The organism is Paenibacillus sp. FSL K6-0276 (assembly GCF_037977235.1).
GTDB lineage: Bacteria > Bacillota > Bacilli > Paenibacillales > Paenibacillaceae > Paenibacillus_AQ.
In genome coordinates this window covers 927,168-945,929 of record NZ_CP150276.1, presented here as the reverse complement: position 1 = coordinate 945,929, position 18,762 = coordinate 927,168, and the positions used below count along the sequence as shown (strand labels likewise).

Below are 18,762 nucleotides of genomic sequence, written 5' to 3'. Positions count from 1 at the left end.
TGATCGTTTCTGCGAAAAATAGAAGGATAATTTATAGCGTGAAACTTGTACTTCTTATATTTTGAAATAGAAATAGAGCGGCATCGGAAATCCGGTCGCCGCTCTATTTCTATTATCCGGAACCTTGCTGATAACCCTTATAGACTGCGATGCAGCAGTGACAGTACATTTCGCAGCTCAACTACAGCAACTTGCCCTGGTGCAGAGGGCTTATGCGCCGCTCCGAAGGTAAGCGCGGAACCGAAAATTTCACCAGCCAGACGGCTGATTACCCCTGCCCCCGCCATGGACATCGTTATAATCGGGCGGTCTGCATATTTTTCCTTCATGGTATGGGTGGCTTCCAATAGAGTCAGCACATCCCCCGCATCTTGAGGCATGACCGCAATTTTAGGCAAGTCCCCACCAAGCTCCTGCGCCTTGCATAGTCGCGAGATGATCTCCTCTTGAGAAGGTGTTCCCTGAAAATCATGATTCGATATAATGACAGACACGTTATGAGCGTGAGCCACTTCGACTAGTACCTTTACATCCTGTTCCTCATTGAATAATTCAACGTCTATTATATCTACTAGACCACTTTCGGCAGCAGCTTTATTCAGTGCTATGTAATATTCCGTGCTAACCTGCTTCTCGCCGCCCTCTTTAGCACTCCGAAAAGTAAAAATCAGTGGTAACTCCGAAATTACAGAATGGATTTCGCTTAGCGCTGACTTGACCGCCTCTACGTCTTCAACCTCAACAAAAAAATCCGTCCGCCACTCCACCAAATCGGGGCTCAGCTCCTTCAGCGCTTTGGCTTCCTGTTTCAGTTCAGACAAAGTAGCTCCAATCATCGGAACACATATTTTAGGGATTCCTTCACCGATGATCACATTTTTAACGGTTACTGCCCTGCTCATAAATTCAGCCCCTTATCCAGTCGTCTAATATAGATTCTGTACTGTTTATTTTACTGCCGATACACCTTTAGAAACTGCTCAACCTCTGACAACAGCGGCAACGATGGGATCGCGCCTTCTTTCCCTACAGCCAGAGCTCCAACAGCATTAGCGAAGCTCACCGCTTCCTCCAATGTCTTGCCTAGGACCAGCTGCTGGGCTAATGCGCCATTAAATGAGTCTCCGGCAGCAACCGTATCTATCGCCTTTACCGGGAAACCCGGAACTGACTTAGCGCCCTCAGCATTAACGATCAATGCGCCTTTAGAGCCCAAGGTTACGATAACGTTCTGAACACCTTTTTGCAGCAAAATACGGGCTGCCTGCTCAGCATTCTCTAAACTATCTACAGTCATTCCAGTCAAAATTCCCGCTTCAGTCTCATTAGGAGTCAAATACGATACTTGACCCAACATCTCGTCCTTAAGTACTCTAGCAGGTGCTGGATTCAGAATGACCGGAATTCCATGTCGATGTGCGATGGCAATAGCGTGCTCAGTCATCGCGAGATCCATTTCAAGCTGCATCACAATCATCTCAGCCTGGCTAATCACTGACTCTAACGCTTGTATATTCTCCACAGAGAGATCAATATTCGCTCCGGGTACAACGATAATCCGATTCTCTCCATCTTCTTCAATAACGATTGAAGCTACACCCGTTGCCTGAGACTCACTCACTGAGATATGTTCTATATGAATACCTTCCTGCCTAATAATCTCCAGCATTTCGCTTCCAAAGGGATCTTTTCCGACTCTTCCGATCATACTAACCTCTGCACCCAGACGTGCAGCGGCAACCGCTTGATTCGCTCCCTTTCCACCAGGAGATAGAGCAAATACTTGTCCTATAAGCGTTTCTCCAGCATTCGGTGCCCGGTTCGTACGTACTACCATATCCATATTTAAGCTTCCAATCACAACTATACCCAACTTAGACACCACCATTAATTATTTCTTCAATCTCTTTATCTTAGGGTCTTCCCATCACTTTATCAATCACTTCCGTTGATTTTGCCCCGAATTGGCTATTTTCACCAAATCGACGTTATGCTTTTATAGATAAAGTGTGCTAAAATGGTGTTGTGCAATCGCTTCCACAACGATTGTCGATCGTTTTTTAAGCAAACGTTTGCATCGTAGATAATGCCAGCACCTTTACTGCAATTCAATCTAATCCGCGATTAGGAGGCTTATCAAGTGAACGAACAAAAATTACCATCAGTAGCTTATTTTAGTATGGAGTATGGGCTTCATTCCGATTTCAAAATGTATGCCGGAGGGTTGGGTATTCTCGCCGGAGACTACATTAAGGGAGCCAAGGATATCAATGCCCCTATCATCCCTATTGGGCTGAAGTGGAAACAAGGTTATACGGACCAAAAGATTGATGCGAACGGTAATCCTTACGACTCCTATCACAATTATGTTTATGATTTCCTTGAAGATACAGGGGTGAAGGTAACCGTTAAAGTCAGAAAGACCGATGTGGTGTGCAAAGTATGGAAGACTGATTATTTTGGCAACAGCACGTTGTATTTACTGGATACGGATATCCCCGAGAATAATGATGCTTGGATTACTGGACAACTGTACGGCTGGTTCGGCGAGGAACGGATCGCACAAGAGATCGTACTTGGTATCGGTGGAGTTAAAGCTATGCGTGCTCTGGGAATTCCTATTGATGTCTATCATTTCAACGAAGGCCACGCGGCCCTAGCAGCCATCGAGCTAATCCGTGAGAAAATGTCCGGAGGCAACACCTTTGAGGAAGCTTGGAAAGCTACTCGGGAAGAGGTTGTGTTCACTACACATACGCCGATAAAAGAAGGCAACGAAACCCATCCGCTCGACCGTCTAGAGTATATGAGTGCATTCAATGGTTTAACCCGCGACCAGATGGAGCGAATCGGTGGTGAGCCGTTCAACATGACGATTGCCGGTCTGCGACTCTCCCGTATTTCCAATGCAGTGGCTCAGCTTCATGCGGATACGGCCAATAAGATGTGGAAAGAGGTTGCTGGAAGATCGGACATCATTGGCATTACTAATGCTATTCATACCCCTACCTGGGTAGATGAAAGAATGACACAAGCCTATGAAGAAAATGGCGATCTATGGGCAGTGCATAAGGAAATTAAGGGAGAACTGATTGATTTCATCAAAGAACGGTCCGGCATTAGTCTAAATGCTGACAATCTACTCATCGGCTTCTCGCGCAGAGCTGCTCCTTATAAACGTAGTGACCTGATCTTCTCACAACCAGAAATTATTGAGCCTTATCTGGAGTCTGGTAAAATACAAATCGTCTTCTCTGGTAAAGCCCATCCACTCGATGATAACGGCAAAAAAATCGTCAGCAACCTAGTAGCAATGATGAAAAAATATCCGAAGAGTGTTGTCTTCTTGGAGAATTACGATATGACTATCGGAGCACAGTTGACACGCGGTTCTGATATTTGGCTCAACAATCCGCGCAGACCGCTGGAAGCAAGTGGAACCTCCGGGATGAAGGCAGCCATGAACGGCGTATTGAACTGTTCTATTCTAGATGGCTGGTGGCCGGAAGCCTGCATTGATGGCGAGAATGGCTGGCAGATTGGAGACGGCTTCGAGACAACTGACTTCGAGGTTCTGGATAAGCATGATAGTGATGCGTTATACGACACCCTATTGAATCGTGTACTCCCAACCTATTACGAGAATCGTGAACAGTGGGTACAAATGATGAAAAAGAGTATCGAAACGACACGCACCGAATTTGCCACCAAAAGAATGCTGGATGAATATTACAACAGAATGTACATTAAAGCCTAAGTACAAGAAACCGATATCTTCTAAAGTACAGCGTACCCCTCCAGTGATGGTAGAGGTGCGCTGTTTCTTTTTTAATTCTGGTAAGCAATTAATCACTAGGTCTATCATATACTTCTGAATGTGACGGCGATTACCACATACTGTAATGTGTCAATTATTTAAAAAGTATTGCATTTTCTCCAAAAAACATTAATATAGAACTTATACTAAATCTAAAATCAAATCTTACGAGGTGATTCTATTAATGAGCTCCAATAATAATAATCTTACGACCAGCTGGGGTGCTCCAGTAGGCGACAATCAAAATTCAATGACAGCCGGTGATCGCGGTCCTACTTTGTTGCAAGATGTCCATCTGCTTGAAAAATTAGCCCACTTTAACAGAGAACGTGTTCCTGAACGTGTCGTTCATGCTAAGGGTGCTGGCGCTCATGGGTATTTTGAAGTCACTCAGGATTTGACTCAATATACAAAAGCTAATTTCTTGTCTGACGTTGGCAAGCGTACACCACTGTTTATCCGTTTCTCAACGGTAGCTGGTGAGCTAGGCTCTGCTGATACTGTACGAGACCCACGTGGTTTTGCTGTGAAGTTCTATACCGAAGAAGGAAACTATGATCTCGTAGGTAACAATACACCTGTATTCTTCGTTCGTGATGCAATCAAGTTCCCAGATTTTATTCATACACAGAAGCGTGATCCACAGACACACTTAAAGAACCCTAATGCGGTTTGGGACTTCTGGTCTTTATCGCCGGAATCTCTACATCAGGTTACGATTTTGATGTCAGACCGCGGAATTCCAGCTACGCTGAGACATATGCATGGCTTCGGAAGCCACACCTTCAAGTGGGTAAATGCCGAAGGTAATGCCGTCTGGGTGAAATATCATTTCAAAACAGAACAAGGCATTAAGAATCTTGATCCAGACCTTGCTACCAAACTCGCTGGGGAGAACCCAGATTATCATACAGAAGATTTGTTCAATGCTATTGATAAAGGAGATTTCCCTGCGTGGAAGCTCTACGTGCAAATTATGCCGGTCGAAGATGCGAAGACTTACCGCTTTGATCCATCCGATGTCACAAAAGTATGGTCACAAAAAGATTATCCATTAATTGAGGTTGGCCGCATGGTACTGGATCGCAATCCAGAGAACTACTTCGCGGAAGTAGAGCAAGTTACGTTCTCACCTGGCTCTTTCGTCCCTGGTATTGAAGCTTCTCCTGATAAATTGCTACAGGGTCGACTGTTTGCTTATGGCGATGCCCACCGTCACCGTGTAGGCCCTAACCATAACAGCCTACCTATCAACCGTCCAAAAGTAGAAGTGAAGAACTATCAACGTGACGGCGGTATGGCACTCGGCAACAATGGCGGATCTGGTGCCTATTACGAGCCTAACAGCTTAGGTGGACCAAAAGAAGCATCGCAGCACAAAACATCACCGTTCGAAGTATCCGGAAATGCGGAGAGTGTCTCCTATAATAGTGACGACCATTATACACAACCTGGTGACTTGTATCGTCTGATGAGTGAAGAAGAACGTTCCCGTCTTATTCAAAATATCGTAGGTGCTATGACACCAGTTGAAAGTAACGATATTAAACTTCGTCAAATTGTTCATTTCTATAAAGCTGATCCAGAATTGGGACAGCGTGTTGCATCCGGCTTAGGATTATCCGTCCCAGACGGAGTATAAGACTGTAAATGCACTTATACAATCAAAGAGGACCTTTACCCGTAAATGGGAAAGGTCCTCTTTTTTCATAATAAAAGTTGTCGATTAAGTATTCCATTAGGGGCTAATTAGCTGAACACATAATAAATAAGGACGATCACAATGCACAGTGATGAGACAATAGATAAGCACGAAAAAAACGTATTCCAGTTATTGCCCTTCATTTGTCTTATACACGACCAGTATACTGCTTCTTTGATGCTCTGCCCCATCACGTGAAGATTTAACTACCGAACCGTAACAGATATTCACAATCTGTTCCTCACGCAGCCCAGCCAAGAACTCATTAGCCTTATTCTCAGCATACGAATTATCAGCATCTACAAACTCTTTTACTTGAATCATCCTGATCTCTCCTTTGATAAATTTATTAGTTACTTTTTATGTCTAGATTCTATAGGTAAACTCAACGAAATGTACATGGCGTATCACTCCCCTGGTAACATTTAATGTAAAAATATCTTCAAAATATAGTATAGGCATTCCGCAGTTTTCTACGAAATGCCTATAACATCAGCCTATCATAGCACCCAACTATACAATAGTCAAACGTTTTAAATACAATATTTAGTAAGAATTAATTGCCTTTACAAAATGGATTGGATTTACATATAGAAGCTGTTATACTGATCAGAAGGTCTCCACTGGGGGACCTCTATTTGTATAGGAGGGATTTTAATATGGCAACTCGTCATAACAAATTCACAAAGAATGTGCTAATTAGAGGGGGTGAAATCTACTATGAACCATAGTCTAATCTATGAAGGCTCAAGGACACAATTGGTCCAGCAGCTTATCTATTTTGATGAGGAAAAAATCGCATTTCTAAATCAGTATTTCCCAGAACGAAGCAAACAAAGAAGCAACGCTGAAACGCTGTTGTCCCGTTATTGCTCCGAGCTGGAACAATTACTATCCCGTTTTAATGGTGAAGAATTGAACTCGCTCGTATTGATTGGAAGTCAGCTTCAGCTTCGATACTTAGACGACAATACTACAGATACCTACACCATCGTATTTCCAAACCAGGCTGAACCCAATGATAACAGGATTTCAATGTTCTCGCCTATAGGCATGCAGTTGCTGTTGGCTCAGCTCGGCAGTACATGTCAGCTAGCTATACCTTCAGGTGAGTTATCGGTAAAGATCGAAAGTATTAAGTTTGTGAATTGTGGTGAGGTAGCCGTTCTTATTTAAGCCAACTCGCACATATAACCAACATAAACAGCGTCCCTTTCCAATCATATGGAAGAGGACGCTGTTCATCTATTCAGCCTGCTCAGCTCTTCATACTCATTTAAGCTTCAATCCTTCTGCCAGCTTATTAACTGACTTTTCGATCCGTGATGCTCTGGTTTCAGGTCTTTTCGCCCCTTCAATCCAGACCACATATTCTTTCTGATAAGAATAAGCCAGACTGTTAAAATAAGTTTCTGCCTGCTCATGGGCACTCAGTACGTCGAGAAAATCTTCTGGCGCTTCTACCTCCCGTAATTGATGATCTTGCTCCATCGTCACACGCACGGTGTCTCCAGACTGGGCCTCGGCTAGGTCCCGTAGTTCTTTCTTTACCACCATAAAATGCTTCCCGTTTCCATGGGGCATAAGCGTTCCTCTATAGAGGATACCATTTACACTTCCTTTTACCTGTACCCTGGATTTGGTTTCAAATACTTCCTCTGTATCAAAAGGGACGTTAAGATAAGTCCAGCTTCCATTCGCATCAGGTCTCACTAATTTAGCTTCAAATTCGAACATAGCTACCTCCTCAAATTCCTCTAATAAAATCCCTAGGTTCTATTGTATCCATACGAGCGTAGCTATACAAAAAAACACCTACCTATAATAGGCAGGTGTTTCTTAATTATAAGCGGGTGATGGGAATCGAACCCACGCTATCAGCTTGGAAGGCTGAAGTTCTACCATTGAACTACACCCGCAAAGGTATAAAATCGGGATGACACGATTTGAACATGCGACCCCCTGGTCCCAAACCAGGTGCTCTACCAAGCTGAGCTACATCCCGTCAAAACATATAATTGCTTAGTAATAAAAATGGTGCGCCCTGAGAGATTCGAACTCCCGGCCTTTTGATTCGTAGTCAAACGCTCTATCCAGCTGAGCTAAGGGCGCAAAATTTATATGGAGCGGACGACGGGAATCGAACCCGCGACCCTCGCCTTGGCAAGGCGATGCTCTACCGCTGAGCCACGTCCGCAAAAACATGGTGCGCGTGAAGGGACTCGAACCCCCACGTCGTGAAACGCCAGATCCTAAGTCTGGTGCGTCTGCCAATTCCGCCACACGCGCACACTTTAAAATAATGGTGAGCCATGAAGGACTCGAACCTTCGACACCCTGATTAAAAGTCAGGTGCTCTACCAACTGAGCTAATGGCTCTCATAAATGGCTGGGGATATAGGATTTGAACCTATGCATGACGGAGTCAAAGTCCGTTGCCTTACCGCTTGGCTAATCCCCAACAATAATTAACTAAATGGCGGAACCGACGGGATTCGAACCCGCGATCTCCTGCGTGACAGGCAGGCATGTTAGGCCAACTACACCACGGTTCCATAGACATAATGCATAAGTGTAAATTGGTTGCGGGGGCAGGATTTGAACCTGCGGCCTTCGGGTTATGAGCCCGACGAGCTACCGGGCTGCTCCACCCCGCGTCATTTAATAATTATATACTATTCATTTACACTAAACCAGCTAGTCCCAAAACATAATGCTTAAGGAAAATTTGGTTGCGGGGGCAGGATTTGAACCTGCGGCCTTCGGGTTATGAGCCCGACGAGCTACCGGGCTGCTCCACCCCGCGTCGTTTAAATGAATATGGTGGAGGCTGAGGGGATCGAACCCCCGACCCTCTGCTTGTAAGGCAGATGCTCTCCCAGCTGAGCTAAGCCTCCATGTTATGACCCGTATGGGATTCGAACCCATGTTACCTCCGTGAAAGGGAGGTGTCTTAACCCCTTGACCAACGGGCCATGCTAATAAACTTTATGGCGGAGAGAGGGATTCGAACCCTCGAGACGCTTGTGGCGCCTACACGATTTCCAATCGTGCTCCTTCGGCCAAACTCGGACACCTCTCCATAAATGGCTCCCCGAACAGGACTCGAACCTGTGACAACTCGATTAACAGTCGAGTGCTCTACCAACTGAGCTATCAGGGAATATGGTGGGCCTTAGTGGACTCGAACCACCGACCTCACCCTTATCAGGGGTGCGCTCTAACCAGCTGAGCTAAAGGCCCTTTTCTGACATATGAATATTAAGGGCAAAAAAAATACCACGGGTAATGTGGTTGTCCGCTTGGCGACGTCCTACTCTCCCAGGACCCTTCGGTCCAAGTACCATCGGCGCTGGAGGGCTTAACGGTCGTGTTCGGGATGGGTACGTGTGGAACCCCTCCGCTATCGCCACCAAACGGGCATTTACAGCGTAAATGCTCAGGCTTGAGTCGCCTGAAAACTGAATCCGAATCGAATTTGCGTTTTAAGTATAGGATAAGCCCTCGACCGATTAGTATTGGTTAGCTCCATGCATTACTGCACTTCCACCTCCAACCTATCTACCTCGTCGTCTTCAAGGGGTCTTACTAATTGGGAAATCTCATCTTGAGGGGGGCTTCACGCTTAGATGCTTTCAGCGCTTATCCCGTCCGTACGTAGCTACCCAGCCATGCTTCTGGCGAAACAACTGGTGCACCAGCGGTACGTCCATCCCGGTCCTCTCGTACTAAGGACAGCTCCTCTCAAATTTCCTGCGCCCACGACAGATAGGGACCGAACTGTCTCACGACGTTCTGAACCCAGCTCGCGTACCGCTTTAATGGGCGAACAGCCCAACCCTTGGGACCTACTTCAGCCCCAGGATGCGATGAGCCGACATCGAGGTGCCAAACCTCCCCGTCGATGTGGACTCTTGGGGGAGATAAGCCTGTTATCCCCAGGGTAGCTTTTATCCGTTGAGCGATGGCCCTTCCATGCGGTACCACCGGATCACTAAGTCCGACTTTCGTCCCTGCTCGACTTGTAGGTCTCGCAGTCAAGCTCCCTTATGCCTTTGCACTCTTCGAATGATTTCCAACCATTCTGAGGGAACCTTGGAACGCCTCCGTTACTCTTTAGGAGGCGACCGCCCCAGTCAAACTGCCCGCCTGACACGGTCCCCGTACCCGGTTAGGGTACTAGGTTAGAACCTAGATACGATCAGGGTGGTATCCCAACGGCGCCTCCACCGAAGCTTGCGCTCCGATTTCTACGGCTCCCACCTATCCTGTACAGATCGTACCCAAATTCAATATCAAGCTGCAGTAAAGCTCCATGGGGTCTTTCCGTCTTGTCGCGGGTAACCTGCATCTTCACAGGTATTAAAATTTCACCGGATCTCTCGTTGAGACAGCGCCCAAGTCGTTACGCCATTCGTGCGGGTCAGAATTTACCTGACAAGGAATTTCGCTACCTTAGGACCGTTATAGTTACGGCCGCCGTTTACTGGGGCTTCGGTTCATAGCTTCGGGTTACCCCTAACCACTCCCCTTAACCTTCCAGCACCGGGCAGGCGTCAGCCCGTATACTTCGCCTTGCGGCTTCGCACAGACCTGTGTTTTTGCTAAACAGTCGCTTGGGCCTTTTCACTGCGGCCCCCTCGTGCTATTCACACTACCGGGGCACCCCTTCTCCCGAAGTTACGGGGTCATTTTGCCGAGTTCCTTAACGAGAGTTCTTCCGCGCGCCTTAGAATTCTCTTCTCGCCTACCTGTGTCGGTTTGCGGTACGGGCACCTTCTCCTGGCTAGAGGCTTTTCTTGGCAGTGTGAGATCATGACCTTCGCTACTGTAATTTTCGCTCCCCATCACAGCCCAGCCTTAATGATGTGCGGATTTGCCTACACATCAGCCTCACTGCTTAGACGGACATATCCATCAGTCCGCGTCACTACCCTCCTGCGTCACCCCATCGCTCATAGCGGATTACGGTGGTACAGTAATTTCAAACTGTTGTCCTTCGACTACGCCTTTCGGCCTCGCCTTAGGTCCCGACTTACCCTGAGCGGACGAGCCTTCCTCAGGAAACCTTGGGCTTTCGGCGGATCAGATTCTCACTGATCTTTTCGTTACTCATACCGGCATTCTCACTTGTATGCTGTCCAGCGCTCCTTACGGTACACCTTCAACCCACATACAACGCTCCCCTACCCCAGATACATACGTATCTAGCCATAGCTTCGGTGGTGTGTTTAGCCCCGTTACATTTTCGGCGCAGAGTCACTCGACCAGTGAGCTATTACGCACTCTTTCAATGGTGGCTGCTTCTAAGCCAACATCCTGGTTGTCTGTGCAACTCCACATCCTTTCCCACTTAACACACACTTGGGGACCTTAGCTGATGGTCTGGGCTGTTTCCCTTTTGACAATGGATCTTAGCACTCACTGTCTGACTCCCGGCAATAAGTATATGGCATTCGGAGTTTGACTGATCTTGGTAACCCTTGCGGGCCCCGCAACCAATCAGTGCTCTACCTCCACTACTCTTATACCGAGGCTAGCCCTAAAGCTATTTCGGGGAGAACCAGCTATCTCCGAGTTCGATTGGAATTTCTCCGCTACCCCCACCTCATCCCCGCATTTTTCAACATGCGTGGGTTCGGGCCTCCAGTGCGTGTTACCGCACCTTCACCCTGGACAGGGGTAGATCACACGGTTTCGGGTCTACGTCCACATACTAAATCGCCCTATTCAGACTCGCTTTCGCTGCGGCTCCGTCTTCTCGACTTAACCTTGCATGTTAAACGTAACTCGCCGGTTCATTCTACAAAAGGCACGCCATCACCCATAGATAGGGCTCTGACTTTTTGTAAGCACACGGTTTCAGGTTCTATTTCACTCCCCTTCCGGGGTGCTTTTCACCTTTCCCTCACGGTACTGTTTCACTATCGGTCGCCAGGTAGTATTTAGCCTTAGCAGATGGTCCTGCTGGATTCATACGGGGTTTCACGTGCCCCGCACTACTCGGGATCCGTCTCGGAGAGAACACAGTTTAGGTTACAGGGCTTTTACCTCTATCGCGGGCCTTTCCAGACCTCTTCACCTACCATATTCCTTTGTAACTCCATGTGAGACGTCCCACAACCCCTAAGAGCAAGCTCTTAGGTTTAGGCTGTTCCGCGTTCGCTCGCCGCTACTGACGGAATCACTATTGTTTTCTCTTCCTCAGGGTACTTAGATGTTTCAGTTCCCCTGGTCTGCCTCTACATCTCCTATGTGTTCAGAGATGAGTAACTGCGAATTACCACAGCTGGGTTTCCCCATTCGGACACCCCCGGATCAAAGCTTGCTTACAGCTCCCCGAGGCAGTTTCGTTGTTCGCCACGTCCTTCGTCGGCTCCTGGCGCCTAGGCATCCTCCGTGTGCTCTTATTAGCTTAACCTCAATTTTCTCCGTAGGAGAAATATTGCACATTGAATGAATTCAACACACTTTACTTCTTTCGGATTCCATTGTATTCACTAATAACATTTACTTGTTTACACAAGTTGCTAAAAGATGTTCTAAAACGCAAATTCGTTTCGGTATCCAGTTTTCAAGGATCAAGTTTAAAGATGAGAGCTTAAACTCTCAAAACTGAGCAACGAGTGAGTAACAGGCCTAAACCTGAGATTTGGAAGTTTAACTTCCGATTTGAATGTCTTCATTGCAGAAGACGATTCTCCATAGAAAGGAGGTGATCCAGCCGCACCTTCCGATACGGCTACCTTGTTACGACTTCACCCCAATCATCTACCCCACCTTCGGCGGCTGGCTCCCTTGCGGGTTACCCCACCGACTTCGGGTGTTGTAAACTCTCGTGGTGTGACGGGCGGTGTGTACAAGACCCGGGAACGTATTCACCGCGGCATGCTGATCCGCGATTACTAGCAATTCCGACTTCATGCAGGCGAGTTGCAGCCTGCAATCCGAACTGAGACCGGCTTTGATGGGATTGGCTTCACCTCGCGGTTTCGCTTCCCGTTGTACCGGCCATTGTAGTACGTGTGTAGCCCAGGTCATAAGGGGCATGATGATTTGACGTCATCCCCACCTTCCTCCGGTTTGTCACCGGCAGTCACTCTAGAGTGCCCAACATTACTTGCTGGCAACTAAAGTTAAGGGTTGCGCTCGTTGCGGGACTTAACCCAACATCTCACGACACGAGCTGACGACAACCATGCACCACCTGTCTCCTCTGTCCCGAAGGCCGCCACTATCTCTAGTGGATTCAGAGGGATGTCAAGACCTGGTAAGGTTCTTCGCGTTGCTTCGAATTAAACCACATACTCCACTGCTTGTGCGGGTCCCCGTCAATTCCTTTGAGTTTCAGTCTTGCGACCGTACTCCCCAGGCGGAGTGCTTACTGTGTTAACTTCGGCACCAAGGGTATCGAAACCCCTAACACCTAGCACTCATCGTTTACGGCGTGGACTACCAGGGTATCTAATCCTGTTTGCTCCCCACGCTTTCGCGCCTCAGCGTCAGTTACAGCCCAGAAAGTCGCCTTCGCCACTGGTGTTCCTCCACATATCTACGCATTTCACCGCTACACGTGGAATTCCACTTTCCTCTTCTGTACTCAAGCCACCCAGTTTCCAGTGCGACCTTAGGTTGAGCCCAAGGTTTAAACACCAGACTTAAATAGCCGCCTGCGCGCGCTTTACGCCCAATAATTCCGGACAACGCTTGCCCCCTACGTATTACCGCGGCTGCTGGCACGTAGTTAGCCGGGGCTTTCTTCTCAGGTACCGTCACTCCGATAGCAGTTACTCTACCGGACGTTCTTCCCTGGCAACAGAGCTTTACGATCCGAAAACCTTCATCACTCACGCGGCGTTGCTCCGTCAGGCTTTCGCCCATTGCGGAAGATTCCCTACTGCTGCCTCCCGTAGGAGTCTGGGCCGTGTCTCAGTCCCAGTGTGGCCGTTCACCCTCTCAGGTCGGCTACGCATCGTCGCCTTGGTGGGCCGTTACCCCACCAACTAGCTAATGCGCCGCAGGCCCATCCCTCAGTGACAGATTGCTCCGTCTTTCATTCTTTCTTCAGGAGAAAAAAGAAATTATCCGGTATTAGCTACCGTTTCCGGTAGTTATCCCAGTCTAAGGGGCAGGTTGCCTACGTGTTACTCACCCGTCCGCCGCTAAGTTATTTTGAAAGCAAGCTTTCAAAATAACTCCGCTCGACTTGCATGTATTAGGCACGCCGCCAGCGTTCGTCCTGAGCCAGGATCAAACTCTCCAATTAGTATTGAAAAGAGCGATATGCTCATTTTGAAACATCTGACGAGAAAATTAATTCTCTAATTTTGGATTTCACTTTCGTGATTTCCTACTCACTCGTTGTTCAGTTTTCAAAGATCAAGTTCTCGTTGGCACCGTTTAATGTCTCAGCAGCAACTCTTATACTATATCATGTTCGGCTATTTAATGTCAAGCTCTTTTTTTTAATTTCTTTTTCGAGCTCGGCATGTGTATTTCTTGGCCGGACTTAGAATATATCATGTATGGAGATTCATTGCAAGCATTAATTTCAAATTCATATTGGTTAGTATTCTGTTACTCCTTCATTAAAACCCTCCGCTCACTTGGTTAAGTCTTTCAACAGTGTAAGGGCCTGTTATAAACAACGTAATAAATGCAAAGGAGCCCCAGCAGATAAGCTGAGACCCCTTATGTTCAATACTTGCTAAGTTGAGTTCATTTCACTCTGATACTAGCTTACTTCTGCGCTTTTTCTAACAATGTAAGGATTATGGTGACTGCTTCTGCCCTTGTGGCCATCTGGTTAGGTGCAAATTGGTTCTGTCCTACACCGTTCACAAGGCCCGCTTTCGCTGCTGCGGCAATATATGGAACGGCCCATGCCGGCACATTCTTAGCGTCATTGAAGGTTAGGGTCGCTTTAGGATCTACTGTAATTCCTAGCGCCCTAACAACCATAACCGCTAATTCAGTACGAGTAAGCTCCTGCGTAGGACGGAAAGTGCCATCATCATAACCACTTATAATTTGCAGAGATACAGCCTGTGCCACAAAAGACTTAGCCCATGCTGGAATCTTCGCGGAATCCTTAAAGCTTGAAGTGTCACCACTGTCCGGCAATTGCAATGCGCGAGCCAGCATAGTGATAAATTCAACCCGATTTACTTTCTGATTAGGACGGAAAGTATCATTCGGATAACCGCTAACGAAGCCAACTGCTACTGCTTTCTCGATAACTGCTGCTGCCCAGTGATTGCTAGTATCCGTTAAAGATGGCTTATTAACTGGCGTTGCAGTTGGCGAAGGCGCCGTTGGCGGTGCTAGTGTAGCTGTTGGCGCTACTGTTGGTGTTGGTGTTGGTGTTGGTGTTGCTGTCGGTTTTGTTGTTGGTGCCGTTGTCGGTGCTGTTGTCGGTGCCGTTGTTGGTGCCGTTGTTGGTGCCGTTGTTGGTTCAGGTGTTGGTGCCGTTGTTGGTGCCGTTGTTGGTTCAGGTGTTGGTGCCGTTGTTGGTTCAGGTGTTGGTGCCGTTGTTGGTGCCGTTGTTGGTGCCGTTGTTGGTGCCGTTGTTGGTTCAGGTGTTGGGTTTACTACAGATTCCTTAACAATACCAAACTCTTCAAGAACGTATGGTTTAGCATCATTAACATTCTGATCAATCTCATAAGATACAGCTGTCAGCTTCCCAGCATCTACAGTAATGCCGACAAAAGTCTGAACTTGACCGCGTTTTGGACGAGATGCATCACTTGGATCCGCTCCGTATTTAGCGGCTGTATTCTCATTGGCTACTTCGAAGAGATTATAATACGCATCGCCCAATTCTGGTTTCATGTTCTTATAGTAAACCTTTGCTCCTGCTGTAGCCGGAATCAGATAGATCGTTCCATCTGGATTTACTGTGTACTCCACAGTTTGGCCATTGAAGCTTTCCTTGATCTTCACTGCGTCTGCAGCAGTTCCGTCAGCCTTGATCGGCTTGGTCCGCGCATAAATATGGTCGTGGCCTTGAAGCACTAAATCAATGCCCAGTTCTGCCATCATTGGAGCGACTTTCGCTCTTTCTCCATTCGCTCCCATAATGTCTTTGTCAGTAGCATGGTTAGAGGTTGTGTATGGACCTTTATGCATAGCGACGATAATCCACTTCGCCCCAGCAGCCTTCGCTGCCTTCACGTCGGCCTTCATCCAATCCAACTGAGCTTTGCTGAAGTTAGCGAATTCATCCGAATTCTCATTCGTGTTAAGCACTACAAAGTGAGCATTACTATAATCATAAGAGTAATATGCTCCCGTTTCTGTCGCAGAGCCTGGTGCTTCCTTAATGTTGTAGTGCTCATAGAAGGCATTCGCTTTATCCTCATGATTTCCCGCAACTGGAACGATAGTCGTGTTAAGCAAGGTTTCTTGCGAATGACCGAGCAACCAATTCCACTGTGACTCATTCGTTCCAGTATCTACAATATCCCCGTTAATCGCCACAAACTCAGCATTTGGGAATGTGGTAAGTGCTTTTTCCATTGTTTCTCCAGAAAGAATAGCCTCATCTTCCGTCTTAGCTTGCGTATCGGCCAAATCGATGAAAGTAAATGCACCTGTCTTCGCGGCAGTTTCGAAAGTTCCCACTGCACTCCAAAGGCCTAGTACTTTATCACCTACACGGAAGTAGTATTTCGTATCAGCCTTAAGGCCAGAAGCTTCTGCTTTATGGACCAACTCTTCCTTTGAATTTCTAGAAACAGCTGAGCGTCCTTTAAATTCACTAGCCTTAGTAAAATCGGGAGTAACGCCCGTATTCTCTACAACTTGAAGATCACTTCCAGTAGACTTCAAGGTTGTGTACCAAGTGAATCCTTTAGAACTAACCGGGTCACCGTTAAAGGTTACTGTTACTTTTTTGATCGAATCTGTAGAAGCGATAGTAGATTCTGAATTTGTTCTGTCACTTACAGCTTTGATAACAAATTGATAGGTTTGGTTCGGATTAGTATTCTCTACAGTGTAACTATAAGAAGTTTTACCTTCCGAATTTTGAACGCTGACCGCCCAATTTGCGGATAGCAGATCGTTTTGCTCATAAATTCGATATCCAGATACTGGCACACCTGATACAGGCGCATCCCAAGTCAACGTGATTTTACCACCATCTGCTACAGTAGCTTTTGCATTTTGCACAGGTTTAACAGTTACGTCCGACTTATGAATGCTGTACTTATCATACAAATCTGTAGAACCACCAGTTATTGTTGTGTAGGCTTCATATGAAAGCTCATCATTCGTTACAGTCATACCTGTGAACATTTCCTTACCAGGCTGTCCGTATTTAGCTGCAAATGGGAATGTGCCTGAGGCTACGCTGTATTTTTTATTGCCCGCTGCATTTGTAATCAGATATAACGTACCTTTAGGATCAGTAACTACTCCATTTGAGTCCGGGACAATATCCGTCAACGGCTTATTTGCGTACATTTGATAGCTTCTAGCAAAGGTGTGGTCATGCCCACCAATCACCATGTCAATGCCAAGCTCATCAAACACCTTCGTTAATTGCGTTCTGTAATAGAGTACATCTGTATCATTTGTGTGACTGGCAACGGAATAAGGAGATTTATGCAAAAGCACAACCTTCCACTTCTGATCGCTTTTCGCGGCTTCACTGCGGAGCCATTGTACTTGTTTATTGTAATTTTCGTTATTCTCAAGATTCGTGCTAGCGCCATAGTATTCTGTATTAATAACCATAAAGTGCGCAGAACCGTAGTCAAAAGAATATACAGAGCCATCTGGTTTTGCGCCCGTATTCGAAACGTTTGGCAAATTAAAATGAGTAGTATAATTGCTATAACTCTTGCTTTCATGATTACCTACCAGAGGAACCAACGGAATATTCGCGAGAATATCTTTTGGCTTATTGAAGAACCATGACCATTGCTCCTCTATATCACCGTTATCTACCAAATCACCGGAATTAAGAATGAATTCACTTGTTGGGAATTTAGCCATTCCCTCTACAAGGGTATGGTTCCAAATATCAAAATCACCTTCAGTTGTTCCTTGAGAATCCGTTGTATATAAGAACTTAAAGGCTTTATTACTGGAGCTTTCTGTTTTAAAAGTTCCGATGTCGCTCCAATTGTCAGCTTGTCCATCCCCAGCACGGTAAGCATACTCCGTTCCCGGCTGCAAATGATCAGCAATGACCTTATGGCTAGTCAATACAACTGGTTTTTTAGCTGACTTATCCGCTTTTGTCATATACACACTTGTTGTAACAGATGTTCCTTCGTAGGATTGAGCACCTGCGGATGGAAACTGACCATTCACTACTTTAGAAGCTTCTACCACTTCAAGCTTGGTACCCCTCACCTTCTCAGGTGCATACCAGTTGAATCCCATACTAGTCTGAGGGTCTCCGTTAAAAGTAAGCGCGATAGACTCAGGCTTACCGACTCCAGGTTCTACCGTCTCTACTACTGGATAAGCAATCAGGTTCATATCCCAATACAGGTCAGAGCTACCATCACTCGACTGATGAACCTCAGCTGAAAGCTCATTACTTCCATCCTTCAAGTTAGCCTTTACGACTTCAGTAAGATCTACCTTGGTGTATTCGTTTGGATCACTTAAGTTAGTTGAACTTTTTGTAGAAAAATCGATTTCGCCCGCTGGCATAGCCTCGCGGTAGATTTCTGTGCCGTTCAAATATAGTACAGCTCCGTCATCAAATGCGAAGTTCCCCAAGATTTTATCGGATTTCGTAATCTCTTCTTTATTTGCAGTTACAATTGTACGGAAGTAGGATGTACGATATTTCTTGCTCTTATTAGAACCGTAGCTTATGTTTGTGTTCAGCGCACCAAATTGCTTGCTGCTGACTCCAGCTCCACTATCTTTATAACCAAGCGGCGCTTGGCCAGATGCCCATGTTGAATCGTCATACACAGACCGCCATGCCGTACCTTGATTGGTTCCGTTATCTAAGTACTTCCAAGTGGAATTACCTGCTAATAGAGTAACAGGCTCTAGTGTTTGTAATTGCAGTAATTCAGCTTCCCCATTGCTGTCTTCTGCATAAGCTGGTATTCCTGTGAACGTAAGTCCCAGTACCATAACGAAAGCTAGTGTCATGGATACAGCTTGTTTAAATAACCTGTTCATAATCAGTCTCCCTTACTGTTATTATGAAATGCTTGCATCCATTCATAGTAACTATTGAATATTTTGACAATGTATTTATAAACCT

At 46.4% G+C, this 18,762-nt stretch carries 8 protein-coding genes, 15 tRNA genes and 3 rRNA genes; 3 read left to right on the top strand and 23 right to left on the bottom strand.

Annotated elements, in window-relative coordinates; genetic code table 11:
* Window positions 1-137: 137 nt before the first annotated feature.
* The gene (gene aroD, locus MHH52_RS04180) at window positions 138-902 is read right to left on the bottom strand and encodes a type I 3-dehydroquinate dehydratase (RefSeq protein WP_340006811.1); all 765 of its coding nucleotides are present in this window, start codon (window positions 900-902) and stop codon (window positions 138-140) included.
* A gap of 50 nt (window positions 903-952) precedes the next feature.
* Window positions 953-1,888, bottom strand: coding sequence for a ribokinase (gene rbsK / locus MHH52_RS04175; RefSeq protein ID WP_313641044.1), 936 nt, complete (start codon window positions 1,886-1,888; stop codon window positions 953-955).
* Between the two features lie 252 nt (window positions 1,889-2,140).
* On the opposite strand from rbsK, the gene glgP reads away from it, so the two are divergent.
* Window positions 2,141-3,757 carry an alpha-glucan family phosphorylase gene (gene glgP, locus MHH52_RS04170; protein WP_340006810.1) on the top strand — a complete coding sequence of 539 codons (1,617 nt, stop codon included), beginning with the start codon at window positions 2,141-2,143 and terminating at the stop codon, window positions 3,755-3,757.
* A gap of 244 nt (window positions 3,758-4,001) precedes the next feature.
* Window positions 4,002-5,459 carry a catalase KatA gene (gene katA / locus MHH52_RS04165; RefSeq protein ID WP_340006808.1) on the top strand — a complete coding sequence of 486 codons (1,458 nt, stop codon included), beginning with the start codon at window positions 4,002-4,004 and terminating at the stop codon, window positions 5,457-5,459.
* Window positions 5,460-5,648: 189 nt separating this feature from the next.
* On the opposite strand, the gene MHH52_RS04160 is transcribed toward katA, so the two are convergent.
* On the bottom strand, window positions 5,649-5,843 hold the full coding sequence (locus MHH52_RS04160) for a sporulation protein Cse60 (RefSeq protein ID WP_313641041.1): 195 nt from the start codon (window positions 5,841-5,843) through the stop codon (window positions 5,649-5,651).
* A 396-nt stretch (window positions 5,844-6,239) separates the two neighbouring features.
* Between MHH52_RS04160 and MHH52_RS04155 the strand changes: the two genes are divergently transcribed.
* Window positions 6,240-6,695 carry a GreA/GreB family elongation factor gene (locus MHH52_RS04155; protein WP_340006806.1) on the top strand — a complete coding sequence of 152 codons (456 nt, stop codon included), beginning with the start codon at window positions 6,240-6,242 and terminating at the stop codon, window positions 6,693-6,695.
* A gap of 96 nt (window positions 6,696-6,791) precedes the next feature.
* Here the strand turns inward: MHH52_RS04155 and MHH52_RS04150 are convergent, their stop codons facing one another.
* The 20 genes from MHH52_RS04150 to MHH52_RS04055 all read right to left on the bottom strand — a co-directional run bounded on the left by MHH52_RS04150 (window position 6,792) and on the right by MHH52_RS04055 (window position 18,677).
* Window positions 6,792-7,256, bottom strand: a complete 465-nt coding sequence (locus MHH52_RS04150) for a YdeI/OmpD-associated family protein (RefSeq protein WP_340006804.1) — start codon at window positions 7,254-7,256, stop codon at window positions 6,792-6,794.
* 111 nt (window positions 7,257-7,367) lie between these two features.
* A tRNA-Gly gene (locus tag MHH52_RS04145) sits at window positions 7,368-7,438 on the bottom strand.
* A 12-nt stretch (window positions 7,439-7,450) separates the two neighbouring features.
* Window positions 7,451-7,524: transfer RNA gene (locus MHH52_RS04140), tRNA-Pro, on the bottom strand.
* 30 nt (window positions 7,525-7,554) lie between these two features.
* Window positions 7,555-7,631: transfer RNA gene (locus tag MHH52_RS04135), tRNA-Arg, on the bottom strand.
* A 10-nt stretch (window positions 7,632-7,641) separates the two neighbouring features.
* Window positions 7,642-7,716, bottom strand: a tRNA-Gly gene (locus tag MHH52_RS04130).
* Window positions 7,717-7,723: 7 nt separating this feature from the next.
* A tRNA-Leu gene (locus MHH52_RS04125) sits at window positions 7,724-7,808 on the bottom strand.
* Window positions 7,809-7,822: 14 nt separating this feature from the next.
* Window positions 7,823-7,898: transfer RNA gene (locus MHH52_RS04120), tRNA-Lys, on the bottom strand.
* A 7-nt stretch (window positions 7,899-7,905) separates the two neighbouring features.
* Window positions 7,906-7,980 (bottom strand) — tRNA-Gln (locus tag MHH52_RS04115).
* A 16-nt stretch (window positions 7,981-7,996) separates the two neighbouring features.
* Window positions 7,997-8,074: transfer RNA gene (locus MHH52_RS04110), tRNA-Asp, on the bottom strand.
* A 25-nt stretch (window positions 8,075-8,099) separates the two neighbouring features.
* Window positions 8,100-8,176: transfer RNA gene (locus MHH52_RS04105), tRNA-Met, on the bottom strand.
* Between the two features lie 72 nt (window positions 8,177-8,248).
* Window positions 8,249-8,325 (bottom strand) — tRNA-Met (locus MHH52_RS04100).
* A 15-nt stretch (window positions 8,326-8,340) separates the two neighbouring features.
* Window positions 8,341-8,416 (bottom strand) — tRNA-Val (locus MHH52_RS04095).
* 6 nt (window positions 8,417-8,422) lie between these two features.
* Window positions 8,423-8,494: transfer RNA gene (locus MHH52_RS04090), tRNA-Glu, on the bottom strand.
* A gap of 16 nt (window positions 8,495-8,510) precedes the next feature.
* Window positions 8,511-8,601: transfer RNA gene (locus MHH52_RS04085), tRNA-Ser, on the bottom strand.
* Between the two features lie 5 nt (window positions 8,602-8,606).
* Window positions 8,607-8,682, bottom strand: a tRNA-Asn gene (locus MHH52_RS04080).
* A gap of 3 nt (window positions 8,683-8,685) precedes the next feature.
* Window positions 8,686-8,762, bottom strand: a tRNA-Ile gene (locus MHH52_RS04075).
* A 57-nt stretch (window positions 8,763-8,819) separates the two neighbouring features.
* A 5S ribosomal RNA gene (gene rrf, locus MHH52_RS04070) occupies window positions 8,820-8,936 on the bottom strand.
* Between the two features lie 75 nt (window positions 8,937-9,011).
* Window positions 9,012-11,940: ribosomal RNA gene (locus tag MHH52_RS04065) — 23S ribosomal RNA — on the bottom strand.
* A 287-nt stretch (window positions 11,941-12,227) separates the two neighbouring features.
* Window positions 12,228-13,785, bottom strand: a 16S ribosomal RNA gene (locus MHH52_RS04060).
* Together the 16S, 23S and 5S rRNA genes with 15 tRNA genes alongside form the textbook arrangement of a ribosomal RNA operon.
* Before the next feature lie 473 nt (window positions 13,786-14,258).
* Window positions 14,259-18,677, bottom strand: coding sequence for an S-layer homology domain-containing protein (locus tag MHH52_RS04055; RefSeq protein WP_340006802.1), 4,419 nt, complete (start codon window positions 18,675-18,677; stop codon window positions 14,259-14,261).
* Between the last annotated feature and the right edge of the window lie 85 nt (window positions 18,678-18,762).

What these genes read in the sequence shown, in the direction of transcription:
- MHH52_RS04150 (WP_340006804.1), bottom strand. Translation starts at nt 7,256, where the DNA reads ATGTTCGAATTTGAAGCTAAATTAGTGAGACCTGATGCGAATGGAAGC.
- MHH52_RS04160 (WP_313641041.1), bottom strand. Translation starts at nt 5,843, where the DNA reads ATGATTCAAGTAAAAGAGTTTGTAGATGCTGATAATTCGTATGCTGAG.
- aroD (WP_340006811.1), bottom strand. Translation starts at nt 902, where the DNA reads ATGAGCAGGGCAGTAACCGTTAAAAATGTGATCATCGGTGAAGGAATC.
- rbsK (WP_313641044.1), bottom strand. Translation starts at nt 1,888, where the DNA reads ATGGTGGTGTCTAAGTTGGGTATAGTTGTGATTGGAAGCTTAAATATG.
- MHH52_RS04055 (WP_340006802.1), bottom strand. Translation starts at nt 18,677, where the DNA reads ATGAACAGGTTATTTAAACAAGCTGTATCCATGACACTAGCTTTCGTT.
- katA (WP_340006808.1), top strand. Translation starts at nt 4,002, where the DNA reads ATGAGCTCCAATAATAATAATCTTACGACCAGCTGGGGTGCTCCAGTA.
- MHH52_RS04155 (WP_340006806.1), top strand. Translation starts at nt 6,240, where the DNA reads ATGAACCATAGTCTAATCTATGAAGGCTCAAGGACACAATTGGTCCAG.